Annotated in this window: 13 protein-coding genes; 6 read left to right on the forward strand and 7 right to left on the reverse strand. The window is 56.5% G+C overall.

The annotated features are described in order from the left end of the window. Window positions 1-35 precede the first annotated feature (35 nt). Together HS122_18610 and HS122_18615 are read left to right on the forward strand one after the other, a co-directional pair. A complete protein-coding gene (locus HS122_18610; protein MBE7540406.1) occupies window positions 36-1,487 on the forward strand; it encodes a hypothetical protein in 1,452 nt (483 codons plus the stop codon). Then, window positions 1,466-3,256, forward strand: coding sequence for a HAMP domain-containing histidine kinase (locus HS122_18615; protein ID MBE7540407.1), 1,791 nt, complete (start codon window positions 1,466-1,468; stop codon window positions 3,254-3,256). Before HS122_18610 ends, HS122_18615 begins: the two co-directional genes overlap by 22 nt. Before the next feature lie 699 nt (window positions 3,257-3,955). Here the strand turns inward: HS122_18615 and HS122_18620 are convergent. The 3 genes from HS122_18620 to argB all read right to left on the reverse strand — a co-directional run bounded on the left by HS122_18620 (window position 3,956) and on the right by argB (window position 7,009). Then, complete coding sequence (locus tag HS122_18620) at window positions 3,956-4,684, reverse strand: transposase (protein MBE7540408.1); 729 nt, start codon at window positions 4,682-4,684, stop codon at window positions 3,956-3,958. Between the two features lie 164 nt (window positions 4,685-4,848). Continuing rightward, window positions 4,849-6,066, reverse strand: a complete 1,218-nt coding sequence (locus tag HS122_18625) for an aspartate aminotransferase family protein (GenBank protein ID MBE7540409.1) — start codon at window positions 6,064-6,066, stop codon at window positions 4,849-4,851. Window positions 6,067-6,127: 61 nt separating this feature from the next. Then, entirely contained in the window at window positions 6,128-7,009 is an 882-nt protein-coding gene (gene argB / locus HS122_18630) for an acetylglutamate kinase (GenBank protein MBE7540410.1), read from the reverse strand. Window positions 7,010-7,253: 244 nt separating this feature from the next. Here argB and HS122_18635 point away from each other — a divergent pair, with 244 nt between their 5' ends. After that, a complete protein-coding gene (locus HS122_18635) occupies window positions 7,254-8,570 on the forward strand; it encodes a bifunctional ornithine acetyltransferase/N-acetylglutamate synthase (GenBank protein ID MBE7540411.1) in 1,317 nt (438 codons plus the stop codon). 46 nt (window positions 8,571-8,616) lie between these two features. Here the strand turns inward: HS122_18635 and HS122_18640 are convergent, their stop codons facing one another. From HS122_18640 to HS122_18655, 4 genes are all read right to left on the reverse strand, one after another. Beyond that, a complete protein-coding gene (locus HS122_18640; GenBank protein MBE7540412.1) occupies window positions 8,617-9,642 on the reverse strand; it encodes an N-acetyl-gamma-glutamyl-phosphate reductase in 1,026 nt (341 codons plus the stop codon). A gap of 117 nt (window positions 9,643-9,759) precedes the next feature. Beyond that, window positions 9,760-10,161 carry a 30S ribosomal protein S9 gene (gene rpsI / locus HS122_18645; GenBank protein MBE7540413.1) on the reverse strand — a complete coding sequence of 134 codons (402 nt, stop codon included), beginning with the start codon at window positions 10,159-10,161 and terminating at the stop codon, window positions 9,760-9,762. 9 nt (window positions 10,162-10,170) lie between these two features. Then, window positions 10,171-10,602 (reverse strand): 50S ribosomal protein L13, encoded by a 432-nt coding sequence (gene rplM / locus HS122_18650; protein MBE7540414.1) that lies wholly within the window; start codon window positions 10,600-10,602, stop codon window positions 10,171-10,173. A gap of 124 nt (window positions 10,603-10,726) precedes the next feature. Continuing rightward, the gene (locus HS122_18655) at window positions 10,727-11,434 is read right to left on the reverse strand and encodes a hypothetical protein (protein ID MBE7540415.1); all 708 of its coding nucleotides are present in this window, start codon (window positions 11,432-11,434) and stop codon (window positions 10,727-10,729) included. Window positions 11,435-11,611: 177 nt separating this feature from the next. Here HS122_18655 and HS122_18660 point away from each other — a divergent pair, with 177 nt between their 5' ends. From HS122_18660 to tal, 3 genes are read left to right on the forward strand one after another with little or no spacing between them, the layout of a single operon-like run. Continuing rightward, complete coding sequence (locus HS122_18660; GenBank protein ID MBE7540416.1) at window positions 11,612-12,007, forward strand: DUF423 domain-containing protein; 396 nt, start codon at window positions 11,612-11,614, stop codon at window positions 12,005-12,007. A gap of 3 nt (window positions 12,008-12,010) precedes the next feature. Further along, window positions 12,011-13,417: a polynucleotide adenylyltransferase gene (locus tag HS122_18665; protein ID MBE7540417.1), complete on the forward strand. Its 1,407-nt coding sequence runs from the start codon at window positions 12,011-12,013 to the stop codon at window positions 13,415-13,417. 38 nt (window positions 13,418-13,455) lie between these two features. Further along, complete coding sequence (tal, locus tag HS122_18670; protein MBE7540418.1) at window positions 13,456-14,403, forward strand: transaldolase; 948 nt, start codon at window positions 13,456-13,458, stop codon at window positions 14,401-14,403. The last annotated feature ends 10 nt before the right edge of the window (window positions 14,404-14,413 follow it).

Below are 14,413 nucleotides of genomic sequence, written 5' to 3' on the forward strand. Positions count from 1 at the left end.
GTGGATGCTTGACAGGAGCTGCTATATTGCTCCTTATGCTTATTGGCATTGCGACAGAAAGTCGAACTTATATCCGAATACAACCGATTATAATAGTTTCATTTTATGCATTGACCGTCGCATCTATCACTACGCATAAGATTTTCGATGCGTCATTCTTGCTTCAGTTAGCTTGTAGGAGATTCATCCTTATTGTTATCGTTTCAGGTATCGGATATATCTCCGACCAGCTTGTCCGCCTAGTGATTAGTGAGCCATTTGCTTTCGCAATAACAACGGCAGCGATTCTTGGCTTTGCCTATCGACTAGATTCATTTCTTGGTTCATTATTCTCCCCAAGTTTTCTATATACTAGAATTCGAGAGGCCGTTCATTTGAGAAGAGAAGGTGGACAAGACTTCGAGACACAAATTTTTCAATATGAAACAATACTACGAGAATGGTCCCAATCTACTTGCGCACAGTTGGGTGTCATTTGTGAGGACAATCAATTTCGGCAAAATGGCTTTCAGCTTGGGAAGGCTGAACTGGAGGAACTCCAACGCATTCACTGGGCAACACCCGAACGCCTCAGTCGCGAGAGAACTAGCGACCGGCGAGGCTCACTGGCGAAATTCCTTACTAAATCGGCCATCGCTGCGCTTGTCCATGTTGAAGGCAAGACACTACAAATCACTATTGCTTTAGGAGTGCGTGATTCAGGCCGCCCCTATGTACATCATGAAATTGAATTTCTTATCGATACTGCTGTCCAGATTGAGGAATCACTCGCTAGATCTTATTTAGCACTCAAAACAAAAAGAGCTGAACGCCTCGCTATCTTGGGCATATTGGGAGCAGGAATCGCACATGAAATTCGCAATCCGCTTGTTGCAATGAAGGCCTTGGTACAACTCCTACCTTCGAAATATGCAGAATCCCAATTTCGAGAACTCTTCTTTCCCCTAATGTCAGGAGAAATTGAACGAATTGAGAGACTAACGGAACAGCTACTAGATTTAGCCTCTCCGAGAAAATATGATATTAAATCTTTTCCAATCAGTGATCTAATCGAATCATCGTTACCACTGATACGCTACCAAGCAGATAAAGATAGCGTGGAAATTCGGTTGACAGAAAGCAGTTCTAAAATCTGTATTGATGTGGATTCAAGTTCCTTTAGGCAGGTTTTTATTAACCTTTGTTTGAACGCAATTCAAGCGCAAGCCCAGCAATCAAGGCATCGCTGGGTTGAGATCGAATATACAATTCGTCTAGGTGGCGCTGAGCTCGTGATCAAAGACAACGGCCCGGGAATTAGGCCAGAAGCCCGTGAACGTTTGTTTGAGACCTTCAACACGACTAAGTCTACCGGCTTCGGTTTAGGGCTTGCTCTGAGTAGTAATATTCTTTCGGATCAGGGCGCAAGACTCTCTGTTGATCCATATCTAGAAGGCAAGGGAGCAGTATTTCGTGTCTTCTTTCCATGCAAAGTACAGTTAGATTAGCTTCCCGAAATCCTTCCCTTTTGAAGTCATGGCGGGCCCAACTGCCTGAAGGCTTAGGTGGCTTTGGTGATGAATTCGGTTCACCCCAGGTGGGGGCTAGTATACCAACCCTTTATATCGTCGACGAGTTACTGTGGGAGGCGGTGCTTCCTACAATCCGTTTCGCTTCGAGTGTCATAGTAGTTGTCGGCGAGCCTTACTCCCGTAGGTTTGAGGATCTAAGATCTGATCAACGGATCACCTTCTCCTTCACATACACCGAAAGTACATGCCGGTTGCGAGAAATGGTCCCGATCTTCCTAAGGCTCTTAGAACAGGGTTCCCGTGAAGAAATTCTGATTTCAAAGTTGCGACAGGCCAATTCTAATACTCCCAACTCTAGAGTTAGCAGTGTTAGCGCCTTCGATGAGTTCGATATGGAGGGCCTGCTGGACGGTATTTTGTCGAGCGTTAGGTCGCGAGAAGAATTGCTTCGTGAATTTAGACGCACTATCAGGCGAGTTCTGGGAGTCTCCTATGTCGAATTCTATTTGCGAGGAGGTTCCGGATTCTCTTCAGATCGGGGCTCAGCTCCTCTATCTGACGTAGATCCATTGATCGGGTTTCTAGCGAGAAACCCAGTTGTTTTGGATGGGATAACTTGGACCGGCCCAGTTGATCCTATCGCAGAGTTGAGCGCACGCAATCATCTGGCATTGTGGCATGCAAGATTGATTGTCCCTATTCATGATAACGGCCTCTTGCATGGCTTGATAGTTTGTGGTGTGCGAGATGACGGCCATCCATTTGATGTCAATGAAAAGGTACGCGCGCATACCCTCGCTAAATGTTTCAAGCATTGTCTGATATGCTGTCGAGATTTTGAGCGCCTAATTGAACGCGATAACCGAATTAGTCAGTTTGCTGGATATCTTCCCAACTCCCTCATGCTTTACGAGAATGAAGAGCCGGAAAGAACAATACCGTTAGCTGTGAGAGCATTGATCGGGCAGGTTCGGAGAGAACGAGATACAAGGAGAGTTTACCCGACTGAAGACCAACCGCTGAGAATAGGCGCTGGGTTTGTTCCGGGGATCAAGGGCACTTGGGCATCTTGGGACGAAGCTGCTGTAGAGCTAGATTTCCAGGCAGCAAATGCTAAAAGGGAGCGAATTGCAACGCTGAGGGATATTGCGCTCATTCTAAATCACGAAATTGGCAATGCGCTGATTTCTCTCTCGACATTTTCGAAGATAAATAGTTCGTTACTCAATCTTGATACGCTGAGACACATTGTGGAGGGAGACGTAGATCGCCTACGGGAGTTGAATAGCGAATTGGCGCAATTGGCGTCAATTAGCGATGTGAGTCCACAATTGACGGACATCGTGCCCCTCATTCGTACCATCGCGCAGGAGTCGTCCATCGATTTTGATCTCTCTACTGATTCTTTTTCATTATTCGTTGTGCCGCATCTGATAGAATTCGCACTCAACGCAATAATCGCTGGCGTCCTTGTGAATCTGCGCGAGAACAGTTCTCGCCACAAGCTTGCAATTCAATTGCGATCTGCTGGTGAAGGACCCAATGCTCTTGCACTGATATCAATTCGAGGTAAGGATATGGAGCTTGAAGGGATTCTGCCTGAGCGCCCAGCTAATGCGCCCCCAACTCAGGGGCGCATCGGGCTATTTATTGCGCGTGAAATTATTAGATTGCATCGAGGATCTATTCATGCAGGCCCTGGGTTTGAGGGACAGGAAATATTGATTTCACTACACCAATGGTAGAGAACTGCCTCGCGAACCGCCTGCTATATATGATCGCAGGGAATCAATGTCTACCCGCTTCACTCATCTTTGGATCTCAAATCAAAGGATTCGCAGGCGATTTGTCGGATTTCGATTTTCAGATTATAGCGAACAGACATGCATGGCTAAACCTCCGGCCTTGGATTTCTACTGTATTTAAAAACCATTTGGAGGAATTGTCGGAACGACCTGCCTTAGGCGGTGCTCGGAAATTTGAACTGCGTAGTCGATTGGGGTCTGCAGATATAGTGTTTGTTTCACAATTTAGAATGGAGCTAGCGTGCGCCTGCGTGGCTTTTGATCTTCATAAGGCGTCCAAATGGTTAGCCGACATGTTGAGCCCGCTAGTACTAATAATTGGTTCTGGATTTAGGATAATTAAGGGTGGCCACAGATGGGAGCTATTTTATAGAAGGATTGTTCGGGAAATTTCTATTCCCAGACTTTCGGACAATGAAGTTGAGTATTTGTCTCGCATCGCATACAACGATGGACTATGGGCAGTTGATAAGTGCCGCAACGGGGAAAGTTTTTCGGCGATTCGAATACTATTTGCAAGCTGTCTAAACATCAATTTACGTCTACTGAACGAGCTTCGCCTACGTCGGGCCGAAAAGCCAACTTATGATGGTAGAAGAGCTGAGCTGGTTCTACCTTTGGACCAATTACAGCTCATGCTCAGGCTACCAAAAGGATTCGGAATCGAAGAGCAGCTGATTCTATGCGAATTGTGTAAAGATGCAACGGGTATATTGAGAACAAAACTGCTTTTGCATGGTTCTTCACGGAATCGTGTGGGTAGCGCCTGAGGGAAGAAGGGGCGCGAGGTCGATCTTGCCACAGGAAAAAGAGGATGCGGGCGCGGTAGTTTTCGAAGCGGCGGAAGCCGCGGGCATCGGCCTTGATGGCTTGGATCTTGGAGTTGAAGCCCTCGGTGAGGGCATTGGTGATCGGGTGCTGGAAGTGCGTCAGAAGATTCACCAGATGGCTTTTGAGGGTGCGGGCCACGGCCATCACCTTCGGCAAACGGCTGCGCTTGACGGTGCGGTACCACTGGGAGAAGAAGCGTTCGCCGCTGGCCGTGTCCGGCTGCCTCCAGAACTCCAGCATCTGCTCCTTGTACAACCAGGCCCGGGAGGTCTTCAGGTTCATTTCCAGCAGCTCGGCGCAGCTGGCCTGATGCTTTTCCTTCACGATGCCATGCAGCCAAGGATACCGAGTCTGCTTGAGGGTCTCGTCGCCCTTTTCGGCCAGCTTGGCCGCCTCCTGCCGGCGGCTCTGGTCGACCGACTCGTTGAGGTGCTTGGAAACATGGAAAAGGTCATGTACGATCGCAGCCTGCGGAGCGGCGATCCGGGTGGCATTCGGACGCCGTTTGGCGAATTGCTGAAGAATCCCCGCGGGCACAGGTGCAATTGGGGCCTGCGAAAGAACGTCTCGACCCGTGATGGTTTTGTGCGGGGGCTGTCGTGCGGAGTCAACGAGCTCACGAATGTGCCGTACGTGGGAGTGGGCCCGTTCCAATGCACATTCCCTGCCTCCCTCCCATCTTGGACAGCCTTGCGATCAAATCAAGACTTGGACTTGAAAACGCATTGGAGAGCTTGAATCGATAGGGAGAGTTCTTCAGGGGTCGCGGTCAGGGGAGGGAGGAGGCGAATCACGTTTCCTCCGGCGGAGGGGACCAGCAGTCCGGCCTCGCGCAGGGCGGTTACGTAGGGAGACGGGTCGCTTGTGAGCTGGAGTCCCACCAGGTAGCCGTAGCCACGCACTCCGGTGATCTGGCTGGAAAAATCCGCGGCGAGTGCCTTCAAGTCGGCGATCCAGGCCACGCAATTCAGCCGCACTCGCTCCATCAGGCCTTCGCGCTCGATCACATCGAGCACCGCGAGCCCCGCGGCACAGGCGAGCGGCGTGCCGCCGAACGTAGATCCGTGCGATCCGGGTTGAAAGAGTTCGGCCGATTTCTCGCCGACCCAGATGGCGCCGATGGGGAACCCACCGCCCAGGCCCTTCGCCATGCCAATGGCGTCGGGGCGTATGCCAGCGTGCTCGAACGCAAAAAATGCGCCGGTCCTTCCGACGCCACACTGCACTTCATCCAGCATCAGGAGCAGGTTGCGCTGGTCGCAAAGCCTGCGGATTCCACGGAGGAATTCAGGAGTGCACGCATGCACGCCTCCTTCGCCCTGGATTGTCTCAAGGAATATCGCCGCAGTATGATCGCCAACGAGCGACTCAAAAGTTTCCAGCTTGTTGAGTTCACCAAAGGCGAAGCCCGGCACCAGCGGGCGGTAGCCCTTCTGGATCTTCTCCTGCGGGGTTGCACTCATCCCGCCGAAGGTGCGTCCGTGAAACGCCTGCTTCGCCGCGATGACATGAAAAATCCGGCCTTCCTCTCCTCCGGCCTTCTTCATGCCGTGCAGGCGCGCAAGCTTGAGCAGGCCTTCGTTGGCCTCCGCTCCGCTGTTGCAGAAAAAGACGCGACCGGGGCCCGCGTAGCCGATCAGCCGGCGCGCCAGCTCCGCCTGATTCGGATTCCGAAACAGATTGCTCGTGTGAATCAGTTCCGCAGCCTGGCGCTGCACGGCCGAAACCCAGTGCGGGTGACAGTGCCCGAGGGCGCTGACGGCGATGCCCGACGTGAAATCCAGATACGCGTTGCCCTGGTCATCCCAAACGCGCGCCCCGCGGCCGCGCACCAGCGTGAGCGCAGCGCGCGCATAGTTCTTGAGAACATGCGCATCATAGAGATCGGCGGTTGAGGTGCGGACAACGGTGGGTTGCATGGTGAACAAAACTGCTGGCGGGCCCTGAAGAATCAGTTTCGCCGGGAGGCGAACTCTCCTGCTATCCGTGCACGATCTCCGTTCCGATGCCCTTGTCGGTGAAAATCTCCAGCAATAGCGAATGCGCCAGCCTGCCATCGATGAAATGCACGCGCTGCACGCCTTCCTGCAGAGCCCGGATCGCACTGCCGACCTTCGGGCGCATTCCCTTGTCGACGACGCCCTTCTGCTTGAGCGCGTCAACCTGGGAGATCTTGAGGGTGGAAATCAGCGACTCCGGATCCGGCGGGGCGGAAAGCAGGCCGGGGACGTCGCTCATATAAACCAGACGCCGCGCATGCAGGGCGCTGGCCACGCGACCGGCCACGAGGTCGGCATTCACATTGTACGGCATGCCGTCATACCCCTCCGCCACCGGCGAAATCACCGGCACAAATCCATCCGCGATCTCCTTCTTGATCAGCTTGACCTTCACTTCGGTGACCTCGCCAACAAAACCGAGGTCGACCGGTCGGCCTTCGTCATCCGTCGTCAGCTTCTGGCACACCAGCACGGAATCGCCAGGAAGGCCCTTCGGTTTCCCCTTAGCCAGGGAAATGGCGTCGCAGACCTCCTTGTTGACGACTTCATCCAGTGTCTTCTTCACGATCGCCACCGTCGCGGCATCGGTCACCCGGAGTCCATTGACAAACTTCGCGGCGAGCCCCGATCCCTCCATCGCCTTGGTGATCGCCTTGCCCCCGCCGTGCACGACAACGACATTGATGCCGCAGGCCGCGAGAAAGGCGATGTCGTATGCGACACGCGTGCGTATGACCGGGTCGGGATCGTCCATGAAGCTTCCACCATACTTGACCACAAAGATGGAGCCTCGAAAATCCTGGATGTAGGGAAGGGCCTCGAGCAGCACCTCGGCCTTGGCTGTGATTTCAGAGACGTTCATTCAGAATCACGCTGGCACGACCCGCCACACGGCGGATCGCCTCAAAGCAGGTGCATGGAAAAGAGCCATCACTGAAATGCTCACGAGTCAGCGGAATGTCCTACTGACTACGGATCCGCCCCTGCGCTTTCCACAAAAAATTGCGTCGGACTGCAATATTGTTTCCGCCCACTGGAAGGTTTCTTTGTTTGCCAGTCCAAAAAATCGGCTTCACTCCCCCGCCCGAAAATCGCAGGTGTGAGAGGTGCCGAGCACATCCCTGACATTCTCATCACGAGTCGAACACCGCGCCTGGCTTGCCTCCCAGGCTGTCCTGCCCGCGGGCTTCCGAGTGGGCGCGACGCGGTTCGAATTCATGCCACAGGAGGCGCCCAAGGCGGCGCGCATGAATCTCACGCTGCTTGCGCTCGACACTCCTTCGGGTGACTTCGCCGCCGTCTTCACCCGAAACGCCTTTCCCGGCGCCCCGGTCATTGTGGGTCGCAGGCGACTGGAGGAGCGGGCGCTCGGAGCCATCCTCATCAACAACAAGATTTCCAACGTCTGCGCCCCCGGCGGCATCGAAGCCGCCGAGAAGATTTCCGCCGAGGTGGCGCGCCTGCTCGGCATTGCACCCGGTTGCGTTCTCCCCTGTTCGACGGGAGTCATTGGCTGGGGACTGCCCGTCGACGCGATGATCAGCGCGCTTCCCCGCGCGGTGGAAACACTGGCTGGCGGTTCCGCCGTGCCGCTTGCGGAGGGCATAGTCACGACCGACCTCTACCCGAAGGCGCGTCGCGCCACCCTTGGCCAGGGAAGCATCCTGGGGGTTGCCAAAGGCGCAGGCATGATCGAGCCGAATCTGGCGACCATGCTCGTTTACATCCTCACGGACCTCGCTGTGCCCCGGGAGGCGATTCGCACCATGCTCAGGCGGGTCGTGGATGAGAGCTTCAACACCATCAGTGTGGACAGCGACACCAGCACGTCCGACACCGTTGTGCTGGTCTCCTCGGGTCGTGTGCCTTGCACGGATCACGCAGCCTTCGAGATTTCGCTCAAGCGCGTATGCCAGGATCTCGCCGAGGATGTGGTTCGCAATGGCGAGGGTGTGCGTCACGTCATCCGGGTCGAAGTCCGCGGCGCTCCAACCCGCCAGCTTGCCCTTCAATTGGGCAAGGCCGTCGTCAACGCTCCACTCTTCAAGTGCGCCATTGCGGGCAACGACCCCAACGTGGGGCGCCTCATTCAGGCGATCGGCAAGTCGGTCGGCAGCCAGGGGCCACCCGTCGATCTGTCCCGCCTTTCGGCGTCCATCGGGGGGATCGAGATATTCGCCCGCGGCGCATTCCAACTGAATCCGGTCAAGGAAACAGCCTTGGTCGCCCATTTGCGCCAGGCCGAACTGTACGCGAGCGCACCCGGCAAGGAAGGCGTCTTCACGCCACCGATCGACTACCCCACCCACGAGCGTGCGGTTGAAATCTCGGTGGATCTCGGCCTAGGCGGCGCAGCGGCTACCGTCTATGGCGGCGACCTCACCCACGAGTACGTCAGCGAGAACGCCGATTACCGCAGCTGACCCACCCGGCCGTGCCCCCTGCCTGCGGCTCCGGGTTATTGGAAACTCAGATCAATCCGGCCGTCTCAGGAAATCCGAGCCAGAGGTTCATGATCTGAACCGCCTGACCGCTGGCCCCCTTGAAGAGATTGTCTTCGGCAGCTGTGAGAATCATGTTGCCCGTCCGGGGATCGTGCACGGCGGACATGTCGACCCGATTCGTGCCGACAACATGCGCCGTGTCAGGCGTCTCGCCCGATGGCAACACATGGATGAAGGGTGCCGCACCATAGGCCTTTTTCCAGGATGCGTAAACTGACTCTACCGTCGCGCCGTGCGCCGCCGGAACCGTGATGGTTGTCGCGATACCCCGCCGCATGGGAACGAGATGCGGGTTGAACTGGATGACCGCTGGTCCGCCGGTGTGAAGCGCAAGCTGCTCCTCGATCTCCGCAAGATGCCGGTGCTTGACCAGTCCGTAGGCTTTCACACTCTCGGCGCGCTCGACGTAGAGGTAGGCCTCCTCAACCTTCCGTCCGGCACCGCTCACGCCACTCATCGCATTGACGACGATGTGTTCGCGCGCGACAAGTCCGTCGCGAAGCAGTGGTGTCAGTGGAACCAACACACTCGTGGGATAACACCCCGGTGATGCCGCCAGCTTGATTTCCTGTTTCCATGCCGGTGCGGTCAGCTCCGGCAGGACAAACCGCGCCTGGGGCAGCAGTTCCGGTGCATGGTGCCTGCCGTAGTAGCGCTCATAAGTCGCCAGGTGCGCGATCCGGAAATCGGCGCTCAGATCGATGACCTTCTTGCCCGCGGGCACCAGCACCTTCGCAAAATCCGCGGCCGCGCCGTGGGGAAGCGCGAGAAAAAGCAGATCCAGCGCGCCCGCCGCCAGGGCTTCGGCGTTGGAGTCGGTGAAATGCAGGTCGCGGTCGACGCCCCGCAGCGACGGAATCACCTGCCTCAGCGGTCTGCCTGCGTGCGTGCGCGACGTGACCGTCGTGAGGCGGACATGGGGATGCCCGAGCAGAAGCCTGACCAGGAGTTCACCGGAATAACCGGACGCACCGACAACACCGACATTCATGACAAAGAGAAATCAGGATGAATTTCAAAAACGCAAGAGAACCGCCGCGGGAGGCGGACACAAAAAAAGCCGCCCCGTTGAAGCAGGCGGCCAGTTTTGAAAACCGAGGAGCTCGAATCAGCGCTTCGAGAACTGGAAGCGCTTGCGGGCGCCGGGTTGGCCGGGCTTCTTGCGTTCCTTGCCGCGCGGATCGCGGGTGATGTGACCCGCCTTTTTGAGGGCAGCGCGGTATTCCGGATTCATTTTCTGCAGAGCGCGCGCAATACCATGGGCGGTCGCACCAGCCTGGCCGGAAACTCCACCGCCGACAACATTGACGGTGACGTCGATCTTGTCGCGCAGTTCAACCGTCAGAAGCGGAGCGTAGGCCTGCTTGGAAAAGTTCTCGTGGGTGAAATAGCTGTCGAAGTCACGACCGTTGACAAGCAGCTTGCCCGAGCCCTCGAGCAGACGAACGCGGGCAGTGGCTGTCTTGCGACGGCCCGTGGCGGAAAAGACATTGGTGGCGGTTGCGCTCATAAATCAGAATCAAACGGAAATCTTGACGGGGTTCTGCGCCTCGTGCGTGTGGTTCGGGCCCGCAAACACACGCAGCTTGGTCAGCATTTTGGCAGCGATGCGGTTCTTCGGAAGCATGCCCTTGACCGCGTGCTCGATCAGGAACTCGGGATTGCGCTCGCGCTGCTGTGGAATGGAACGATAGCTCTCACCACCAACAAAGCCCGAGAAAAACATGTACTTGTTCTGCTCCTCCTTCTTGCCCGTCAGCGCGACCTTTTCCGCATTGATCACCACAACGTAGTCGCCGGTGTCGACATTGGGCGTGTAGGAAGGCTTGTTGCGACCGCGGATGATGTTGGCGGCCTTCACGGCGAGACGGCCAAGCACGACTCCCTCGGCATCGATCAGATGCCATTTTGGCTGCGGCAGGGTCTCGTTTTTGGCGAGGAACGTTTTCATGAGAAAAGGGGCCAAGAGGTACGGTTGCAGCCGTCGGTGTCAACAGCTTTTCCCCAATGTAAAAAAACCGACCTGCGCCAGCAGGTCGGTTTTGCCAAGGAAAAGGCAAAACAATGGACTCGCCTTAGAAGCCCACAGTCAGCCCGGCTGTGAACCACAAAATATTGTCGTCAAAGCCATCACGATCGTTGGAAGCATACTGTCCACCAAAGACCAGCGTGGCTTTGTCAGTCAGCTTGAACGGCAGGTTCACCCCAACCCCCCAATAGACATAGTCGTCACCAACCTCCGGCGAATCATGTCCGATTGTGGCGGTGAAATCGAGCGAGGTGCCGTAGTCGGCCAGAGGAATGCTGTACCCGACCGACCCCTGGAAAATCACCTCCTTGAGGTCAAAGTCGTAGTAGGCATAGATCCCGGGGGTGAAGCCCGCGACGGTTCCCGTTATGCCGAAATAGCCCTCGAACGAGTGCTCGATCGAAACGGATTTGTTAGCCTCGGGATAGTAGTAGTACGTGCCGCCGACATCGATCTTCCAAATGTCATTGAGAGGAATTCCGTAACCGGCGTAAAAATCGATCTCATTGTCCAAATTGTCAGTGATCGGCTGGTTCATCCAGACACCGGCATAGAGACTTTTTGAAGTAATCTCGATGGATGGTTGAATCGTGTCCCTTGTCTTTTCGATTCCCCGAAACACGTACTTGCTCGCATAGGGAAAGTCCACTGTGACGGAATACGAGAGCTTGCTCTCCTGCACAGGCGACTGCGCCTTTGCAACAGTGGTCAAGCCGCAGACGATCGCGGCAAGGATGATGGAGGTCTTATTCATGGTATTGTTCTTTGGTTTCCTGGAACCAATTGAGTCAGGATGGTCGGTAGGTCGCCCATATTGCCGGGTTGTAAAGCGTGAAGCTCCTGACAACCTGACAAGACGGGTTGCAAACCGCTGACCTGAAAATCGGTTCGAGGTTCCTTAAGCAGGACTCGGGCCAAGCCAAACAAATTCATGAAATTCTTTAAATGGGCGAGCGCCTTGTCAGGAAGTTCGGCCGTCATTCTCGGCGCCATGGGAGCGCATGCGTTGAAGGATCGGCTTGTTTCCTCAGGGCATCTGGATGCCTGGAAAACCGCCTCGCTGTATCATGTCGTGCATGCCGTGGCCATCGTCGCCGTCCTGGCAGCCGCCCAACACGCGCATTCCCTGGGAGACGAAAAACTGCTTCGTGCCTGGCGTCGCGTGGTTGTCCTCTGGCTCGCCGGCATCACACTTTTTTCCGGATCAATCTACGCCCTGAGCCTGAACTCACCGTCCTGGCTGTGGCCGCTGACCCCGATGGGCGGAATTCTTCTCATCGTCGGCTGGCTGCTCATTGCCAGGACCCGCATCCCCTCCCGCTCCTGATTCATGATTCTGCCAGAGGATCTTCAGACCGTCCTGCGAGCTGTGCGCGTCGTCGGAAGGCCACGGCTCGTCGGCGGGTGCGTGCGCGACTGGCTTCTCGGCCTCGCCTGCAAGGACTTCGATGTCGAGGTGAGCGGTGTCAGTTTTGACCAGTTGCACCGAGTCCTCGCCCCATTCGGCTCGACAGACGTCGTCGGCCGCAGCTTCGGTGTCATCAAACTTCGCACAGCATCCGGTGCGGACTATGACTTCAGTCTTCCGCGGCGCGAATCCAAGACCGGAGCCGGGCACCGCGGCTTCGCCGTCGAGCCCGATCCGAACCTGAGCGACGCCGACGCCGCCGCACGGCGCGACTTCACGCTAAATGCCATCGCCTGGGACCCGTTCGAGGAAAAGCTGATCGACCCACTGGGCGGCGAGACCGACCTCAGGGCGGGCCGGCTGCGCCATGCCAGCGCGGCCTTCGTCGAGGATCCGCTGCGCGTCCTGCGCGCCATGCAACTGGCGGCGCGTTTCCAATTCACCCTCGCACCCAAAACCGCCGCGTTGTGCGCGTCCATCGTTGCGAGCTATCCGGAACTTCCGGTCGAGCGCGTATGGGGGGAATGGGACAAGTGGGCCACCCAGTCCACCAAGCCGTCGCTGGGCCTCAACGTCCTCGTCGAGACGGGCTGGATCGTTCATTTCCCGGAAATCGCCGCCCTGCAGAACTGTCCGCAGGAACCCGAGTGGCATCCGGAGGGCGACGCCTTCGTTCACACCCAGCACTGTTGCGACGCCCTTTGCCGGATGGACTCCTGGAAGGCATCTCCGCCAGACCGGCGTCGCATCCTGCTGCTTGCGGTGCTGGCTCACGATTTTGGAAAGCCCGGCACAACCGTTAGGGAGCTGAAGCGCAATGTCATGCGCTGGACGAGCCCGGGGCACGAAGCGGCCGGTGAACCGCTCGCAGTCTCCTTTCTCCAGCGAATCGGCGCACCATCTCTGATTGTCGGGCACGTCGTGCCGCTCGTCGTCAATCATATGGTCCATCATCGTGGACCGAAAAGCGTGTTCGGAGACACCCAGGTTCGGCGGCTGGCCCAGCGAATCACGCCCGCCACCATCGACGATCTGGCTCTTGTGATGCTGGCCGATTCGTTCGGGCGTCCTCCCTTGTACTCACCCGAGACAATCAATCTGATCGAAAAACTGAAATCGAAATCGCGGGCACTGGAAATCGCCTCGCAGGCGCCAAGACCAATCCTTCTCGGCCGCCACCTGATCGAACTGGGAGAGAAGCCGGGGCCTGCATTCCGAAAAACTCTGGATGCCGCCTTCGAGGCACAACTGGATGGAGTTTTTACGCATGAGGCAGGAGCCATGGCCTGGGCCAGAAACCATTTGCGACCGCGCCGGTCCACGGATTAACTGCTCCAAGCAGAAAGGCTTCCCCCTCTTCAAACGCCATGTCCAATCAACTCGAACAACTCAAAAAAATCACGACCGTCGTCGCCGATACGGGCGATTTCGGAGCCATCAAGCGTTTCTCTCCGCAGGATGCGACAACCAACCCGTCGCTCATCCTCAAGGCCGCCGGCATGCCGGAGTACAGCCACCTGGTCGACAAGGCCGTCAAGGACTCCCCGTCCAGCGCAAGCCTCGGATCGATCATCGACCGTCTGCTCGTGCTTTTCGGATTGGAGATTCTGAAGATTGTTCCCGGCCGCGTTTCGACCGAGGTGGACGCACGCCTTTCTTTCGATCGTGATGGATCGATTGAAAAGGCCCGCGAGATCATCGCCCTCTACAAGGCCGCCGGCATGCCGCGCGAACGCGTCCTCATCAAAGTCGCCTCAACCTGGGAAGGCATCAAGGCTGCCGAGATACTGGAAAAGGAGGGCATTCGCTGCAACATGACGCTGCTGTTTTGCTTCGCGCAGGCGGTCGCCAGCGCGGAGGCCAGGGTGCAGCTCATTTCTCCCTTCGTCGGCCGAATCCTGGACTGGTACAAGAAGAACACAGGAAAGGAATACGCTCCCGCTGACGATCCTGGAGTGCACTCCGTCACGGCGATTTATTCCTACTACAAAAAATTCGGCTACAAGACCGAGATCATGGGAGCGTCCTTCCGCAGCAAGGGTCAGATCCTGGAACTCGCCGGCTGCGACTTGCTCACGATCGCCCCGAATCTCATGGCGGAGCTCGAAGCGAGCTCGGAGCCCATCGCGCACAAGCTCTCCGTCGCCAACGCAGCCAAGGATCCGCAGCCAAAGGTGTCCTTCGATGAAAAGTCGTTCCGCTTCGCGCTCAACGAGGATGCCATGGCCACGGAAAAAACCGCTGAGGGCATACGCGTTTTCTCTGCAGACATCCGGAAGCTTGAGCACTTGATCACGCAGAAGCGCGGACGGTAGTCGGTCAAGC

This window comes from Opitutaceae bacterium (genome assembly GCA_015075305.1).
GTDB lineage: Bacteria > Verrucomicrobiota > Verrucomicrobiia > Opitutales > Opitutaceae > UBA6669.

Coding starts and splice junctions, on each gene's coding strand:
- HS122_18610 (MBE7540406.1), top strand. CDS start 36: ATGCTTATTGGCATTGCGACAGAAAGTCGAACTTATATCCGAATACAA.
- HS122_18615 (MBE7540407.1), top strand. CDS start 1,466: ATGCAAAGTACAGTTAGATTAGCTTCCCGAAATCCTTCCCTTTTGAAG.
- HS122_18625 (MBE7540409.1), bottom strand. CDS start 6,066: ATGCAACCCACCGTTGTCCGCACCTCAACCGCCGATCTCTATGATGCG.
- argB (MBE7540410.1), bottom strand. CDS start 7,009: ATGAACGTCTCTGAAATCACAGCCAAGGCCGAGGTGCTGCTCGAGGCC.
- HS122_18640 (MBE7540412.1), bottom strand. CDS start 9,642: ATGAATGTCGGTGTTGTCGGTGCGTCCGGTTATTCCGGTGAACTCCTG.
- rpsI (MBE7540413.1), bottom strand. CDS start 10,161: ATGAGCGCAACCGCCACCAATGTCTTTTCCGCCACGGGCCGTCGCAAG.
- rplM (MBE7540414.1), bottom strand. CDS start 10,602: ATGAAAACGTTCCTCGCCAAAAACGAGACCCTGCCGCAGCCAAAATGG.
- HS122_18655 (MBE7540415.1), bottom strand. CDS start 11,434: ATGAATAAGACCTCCATCATCCTTGCCGCGATCGTCTGCGGCTTGACC.
- HS122_18660 (MBE7540416.1), top strand. CDS start 11,612: ATGAAATTCTTTAAATGGGCGAGCGCCTTGTCAGGAAGTTCGGCCGTC.
- HS122_18665 (MBE7540417.1), top strand. CDS start 12,011: ATGATTCTGCCAGAGGATCTTCAGACCGTCCTGCGAGCTGTGCGCGTC.
- tal (MBE7540418.1), top strand. CDS start 13,456: ATGTCCAATCAACTCGAACAACTCAAAAAAATCACGACCGTCGTCGCC.